4 protein-coding genes are annotated in these 4,993 nt (G+C 69.1%); 2 read left to right on the top strand and 2 right to left on the bottom strand.

Features of this window, described 5'->3' with window-relative positions:
- The first annotated feature begins 295 nt into the window (after positions 1-295).
- Positions 296-1,033, top strand: a complete 738-nt coding sequence (locus tag AB0I10_RS40230; protein WP_363157706.1) for an SDR family oxidoreductase — start codon at positions 296-298, stop codon at positions 1,031-1,033.
- A 60-nt stretch (positions 1,034-1,093) separates the two neighbouring features.
- On the opposite strand, the gene AB0I10_RS40225 is transcribed toward AB0I10_RS40230, so the two are convergent.
- Positions 1,094-2,575, bottom strand: coding sequence for an FAD-dependent monooxygenase (locus tag AB0I10_RS40225; RefSeq protein ID WP_363157705.1), 1,482 nt, complete (start codon positions 2,573-2,575; stop codon positions 1,094-1,096).
- A 584-nt stretch (positions 2,576-3,159) separates the two neighbouring features.
- Entirely contained in the window at positions 3,160-3,939 is a 780-nt protein-coding gene (locus tag AB0I10_RS40220; RefSeq protein ID WP_363157704.1) for a class I SAM-dependent methyltransferase, read from the bottom strand.
- 152 nt (positions 3,940-4,091) lie between these two features.
- Between AB0I10_RS40220 and AB0I10_RS40215 the strand changes: the two genes are divergently transcribed.
- On the top strand, positions 4,092-4,571 hold the full coding sequence (locus AB0I10_RS40215; RefSeq protein ID WP_363157703.1) for a hypothetical protein: 480 nt from the start codon (positions 4,092-4,094) through the stop codon (positions 4,569-4,571).
- Positions 4,572-4,993: the final 422 nt, after the last annotated feature.

Below are 4,993 nucleotides of genomic sequence, written 5' to 3'. Positions count from 1 at the left end.
GCCACAGGGTGCCGATGCGCCGGCCGTCCGTCCGGTCCACATACATGTCGTACGAGTTGCGGGTTTGGTAGGCCCGGGGTCGGCAACATCCGGGGCCGAGGGCCATTCCGGTGACCGTCGGGCGCATGGACCTACGCGTACGCCCGGACGGCAGCACGGCAGCACGGCAGACAGAACGTCTCTCCATGTGCTGGGATCCTCGGCGGAAGAACACCTACTCAAGGAGCCTGAGTTGACATCCGAACGAACGGATCAGGGGCCCGGTCGGCGAGGGGCACTCGCTGGGAAGACCATTATGATCACCGGCGCGTCGAGCGGCATCGGGGCGGCCGCGGCACGGCTGTTCGGCGCCGAGGGCGCCTCCCTCGTGCTGATGGCACGGCGCCAGAAGCTGCTCCAGGACCTGGTCGAGGAGGTGTGCGAGGCGGGCGGCGCCGCGACGGCGGTCGCCGGTGACGTGACCTCGGTGCAGGATGTGACGGCGGCGGTCGCGGCGGCGCGCGAGGTGTACGGCGGGCTCAACGGGGCGTTCAACAACGCGGGGTGGTCGGCGATGCCCGCGCCCCTGCACTTGATGGACGACTCCGATTTCGATGCCACCATGAATGTCAACGTACGCGGTGTGTGGAACTGTCTGCGGCAGCAGATACCCGCGCTGCTGGAAAACCCCGACGGCGGCTCCATCGTGAACACGTCGAGCACCGCCGGGGTGGTGTCGCCCAGGTTCCCCCCGGCCCCGTACATTGCCGCGAAGCACGCGGTCATCGGACTGACGAAGGCCGCCGCCGAGGAGTACGGGGACCGGAACATCCGGGTCAATGCGCTGATCGTCGGGGCCACGCGCACCGAGTTGATGCAGCAGGGATTCGATTTGGTGCCGACCCTTGAGCAGGATTTCAAGGACCGCTCGATGCTGCCCAGGGTCGCCGAGCCGGACGAAATCGCGCAGGCGGCCGCGTGGCTGTGCAGTGACGCGTCGTCGTTCGTGACCGGGGGCAGCATTCCGGTGGACGGCGGATTCACCGCGCTGTAGGCCGTTGTGCGGTCCGGCCGCCGCTTCCCCGCCGGGTGGGAACGGGCGGCCGGACCCGTGTCAGCGGGGGTCGCCGAACCAGGTGCGCAGTGTCTCCGCGAGGTCGTCGCCGTCCGGGGTCCAGGCGAGGTACCCGTCGGGCCGCAGCAGCAGGGCGTCGTACGGCAGGGACGGCTGCGCCTCGGCGCGTACCGTGCGCACCACATGCGACCAGCCGTCGGCCGCCGCCGCGGTGGCTTCGTGCCCGGCGCCGAGGAGCAGCAGGATGGGGCGACCGTCCCGCAGCAGCCCGACCACATCCGTCGGCCCTTCGTCGTCCGTGGTCAGCGGTACGTTGTCGAGGAACCGGCCCTCCCAGGCCGACACCCGGGCCGAGCGGGGCGGGTAGACGGTGTCCTGGGCGCTGACGAGGCCGCCGACGAGGTGGCTGCCCTGCTCCATGGTGAGCAGCTCGCCGACGAGTTCGCGCAGCGGGTCGAGGTCCGACTCGGGCCGCATGAGGACGAGTTGGGCGCGGGTGTTGTCGACGACCTGCCGTGCGGCGGGCCTGCGCTCGTCCTCGTACGTGTCGAGCAGGCCGTCCCCCGCCGTGCCGCGCAGCGCGTGGGCCAGCTTCCACGCGAGGTTGAGGGCGTCGAGCAGTCCGGTGCTCAGGCCCTGGCCTCCGATGGGGAAGTGGACATGCGCGGCGTCGCCCGCGAGGAAGACGCGCCCCTGCCGGAAGTGGTGCACGAGCCGGGCGAAGTCGCTGAACCGGCTGAGGCTTTGCGCGTCAGTGAGCGGAATGTCCCGGCCGGCGATCCACGAGAGCTCGTCCTGCAGCTCCTGCCGGGTCAACGGGGAGTGCCGGTCGGGGTGGGCGCCGGCGCAGTTGAGGGTGCGGACGAGGTGGTAGCCGTCCGGCTGCTCGCGGCCGACGATCCAGCCGCGGGGGGTGCGCTGCCAGCCCTGGGGAATGGAGCCCGGCTCGGCGGGGCGGACGACGCCCATCATCGCGGAGACGGTCGGCGAGTATGTGTCGGCGGAGAAGCCGAGCCGTTCGCGGACGGTGCTGCGGGCGCCGTCCGCGCCGACGAGGTATTCGGCCCGGAAGCGCCGGACCCCGTCGGGCCCTTCGGCCACGACCTCGGCATGCCCCTCGGTCTGGCGCACCTCCGTAACCTGGTATTGCCGCAATATGCGGGCGCCTCTTTCCCCGGCCCACTTCTCGAATTCCCTTTCCAGGTCGGCCTGAGAACGCTTGAGAATGGGCGTGGGTTCGGCGGCCGGGGTGGTGATAGTGAGCGCGGGTAGGCCACCGAAGTGAAAAGGGGTGGCCACGGTCCCGGTCCCCGGCGAAAGCGGTGGGTGGTCCAGATATCCGCGCCTGACCAGGGACTGCACGGTGCGCGCGTGCAGCGTCCCGGCCTTCGGATGCCTGTCGGTGGTGTCCTTGGTTTCGAGTACGACGGTATCGATACCGTACCCGGCCAGTTCCGCCGCCATCAGCATGCCGACCGGGCCGCCCCCGGCGATGACTACCCGCGTTATTTCTTCCTGCATTGAGTCCCCCTCAGATGCCGTGCTTTCCAACGCAATTCTCTTCACTTGCCTTATTGGATTGCCGTTTCCGCATACGCATTTTCCCTTGCGAAAACCTAGCACAGGCAAGGTACTTGCCTGCTTCTTCGGGCGTCTTCCCAAGAGGAACTTAAGGTCAGTGCGCCGCCGCACCGCCGCTGTTTCGCCGCAGCGGCGGGGCTTCTGAGTTGGTGTGGTCGGCCGGAGCGACCGTCCTTGCAGCGGGATTGCCGCGCGCTCAGTACACGCTGGACGCCACGGCCGGCTGAAGAACTGGCGATGAAGGCGTTCGCCCCGGCGGCCGTGACCCGGCTGGAATCCGAATCCGAGAGATCACGGAGAGACTGACCGACCCCGCCGGCCCGCGTCGAGGCCCGCATCACGTTCGAGTTGCCGCTGACGTTCCAACGCCCCTGGCCTGGCCTCGCGCTTTCATGAAACGGGCTGTCCGGCAGACCGTCAGCCCGGCCAGCGGGCATGAGGATCGTCGAGGCCGTCGTTCCCGCACCAGCCGGAGTCACTTCTCAGGTGAGCAAGCCGTCAGACTCGGGTGACGACGTGATGCTTCACAGCCGCCGGACGCGCAGCACCCCCGTCTGCATCGGGAGAGTGAACTCGCCGCGGGCGGTCTCCGGTCGACTCGCGAGGAATGCGCGGATCCGGCCCAGCGTGGCCTCTTGTTCCTGTTCTGGCATGACCAGCACCCCCGCGCGCGTCGCGAGAGTCGCGACGAGAGAGTCGGCGGTACGGCGCTGCCCGTGGGGGAACTCGGCCTGCTCCGGTGAGCCGAACCGGTCGGGTACGCCATTCTTTGGAAGGTGCATGTCCGCCGTCTCGGCCCGCCAGCTGGCGGGCGTGTCACGCGGGCCGATGGCCGCGCTCCCGCTGACCCGCGCGAGCCCGGCAACCCACTCGACCCCGTCGTCCATGACGTTCCACAGACCTGCCAGGATGCCGCCGGGCGCGAGGACCCTGGCGATCTCGGGTCCCGCGACGGCCATGTCGAACCAGTGCATGGCGTTGCCTGCCAGCACGGCATCGACAGACGTGTCCGGCAACGGTATCGCCTCGGCACTACCCGACAGGGCTCGGACAGTCGGCAGCGAGCGGCGCAGCTCGGTCAGCATCGCCGAATCGGGCTCGACTGCAATGACTTCGGCACCCAGCACGACCAACGTGGCGGTCAGCTTGCCGGTTCCGGCGCCGAGGTCGAGCACGCGCGGCCCGGACGCGGGATCAAGCGCCCACCGCACCGCGGTCTGCGCGTAGTCCGGACGGTGCTCGGCGTATGCGACCGCCGCCGCGCCAAACGACGAGGAATGAAGCAGCCGTTCATCCTGATCCATCCGGCCACCGTATCGATGCTGCCGGCGGTCGACCACCCCACGTCACCACTGCGGTGGTGGGCCACCCGATACCGCCCTGAGAAGCGCCTCTGACCTGGGGCGATGAGACTTGTCTAGGGTCCTGGTAGTCGTCAGAAAGCTGCACTCCTCGGGTGAAGAAGCGTAGTGGGTCCTACCCGCCTGTCCGTGTCGTGGGCGGCGGCCGCTCGGTGGTCTCGCAGGCCGCGGCGGTGCTGTTGGTCGAGACGGTACGCAAGTCCGGTCTGGACGGCGCGATATCGGCGGCACTCGCGCCGTGGCGCAAACCGCGGGCGGTGCACAACCGGGCAAGGTCCTGCTGGATGACGCGCTCGCGCCTCATCGGCGCTCTGGCCGCGACCGACCCGAAGGCGCTCACCGCGATCCGCTCAGCCCGTGCCGAAGTACGGGCACGCATCTGGGAGTTGGCTGCGGCCGACGCTCCGGATGCCGACGGGCAGGTGATCGTGGACATCGACGGAGTGCTGGTCCTCTCCCACTCCGAGAAGCAGGATGCCACCGTGCTGAAGATCCCGATGCGGGCGTGGACGCCGGCCTACGATGCGGGCGGCACCGAGCGGTCCGGTGCCCGGGGCGTGCCGAACCCCGGCTGAACAGCCACTTCGACCGTCCGCGACAACCCGCACCACCCACAGGGCAGTGGAACCTGGCGCCCACCCGACACGAGAGCCGGGCCGTCAACCTGCCCTGGCCCCGAAACGACCGCACCACACAAACACACAGCCCCCATCAACGAACTGACGGGGACTCATGAATGATCGAGGCTAGCCAGGGCGCGATTTCAGTGGCCAGAAGGGAGTAGGGAATGCGAAGCAGGCAAAGGAAGCCCCGGCCAGACGGGGGGACTGACCGGGGCGGCTCGGGTGAAGCGCGCGTCGTCAGCGCTCACTCCCTATTGAACGGTAAACATTGAGTGGACGTTCCATGAAGAGGTCGTGACGATCGTCACAACTCCCCCGGATGCCCGGCGGGCAGCACAGCAAGCCGGCGCCGCGACCCAGGGCGCCGACGTCGT

It is taken from the genome of Streptomyces sp. NPDC050636, assembly GCF_040654775.1.
Taxonomy (GTDB): Bacteria; Actinomycetota; Actinomycetes; order Streptomycetales; family Streptomycetaceae; genus Streptomyces.
Note: the sequence above shows the minus strand (reverse complement) of the source record. Positions and strands in the feature narration are given on the sequence as shown.

Coding starts and splice junctions, on each gene's coding strand:
- AB0I10_RS40230 (WP_363157706.1), top strand. CDS start 296: ATGATCACCGGCGCGTCGAGCGGCATCGGGGCGGCCGCGGCACGGCTG.
- AB0I10_RS40220 (WP_363157704.1), bottom strand. CDS start 3,939: ATGGATCAGGATGAACGGCTGCTTCATTCCTCGTCGTTTGGCGCGGCG.
- AB0I10_RS40225 (WP_363157705.1), bottom strand. CDS start 2,575: ATGCAGGAAGAAATAACGCGGGTAGTCATCGCCGGGGGCGGCCCGGTC.